This window comes from Dellaglioa sp. CoH-57-MRSF-19 (genome assembly GCF_056781975.1).
Genome location: NZ_JBXAXW010000242.1, coordinates 1 through 290, shown reverse-complemented (window position 1 = coordinate 290; position 290 = coordinate 1). Strand labels below are relative to the sequence as shown.

Genomic DNA, 290 nt, shown 5'->3' with positions numbered 1-290 from the left:
GACTGTGCGTGGTGTAGAGGCGCGCGTTCTCGGCACTTGCCGTCGATCCCGAGAATTTGGTGAGCGCGTTGAACTCTGCGTGCATAACCGTGGGCTTCGTTGCCATTTGAAGCTGAAGGGTGCCGTGCTCACAGCGCACCAACTTCGGAACCCGCGTCTCATTGTCGTGTCCCGGAGGTGTACCATTCCAACCCAGCGTGATCATGTCGTCGGGCGTGACAATCGCGCACCCAACTTGATGCTTTGGATCGACAGACATCGTGGCCGCAGCCTGTGCGATCCCCATGTAC

At 59.0% G+C, this 290-nt stretch carries 1 protein-coding gene; it reads right to left on the bottom strand.

From position 1 onward, the window contains the following. On the bottom strand, window positions 1–259 hold a 259-nt coding region (locus AC1RO3_RS09085), incomplete at its 3' end, for a cytidine/deoxycytidylate deaminase family protein (RefSeq protein WP_481764095.1). Between the last annotated feature and the right edge of the window lie 31 nt (window positions 260–290).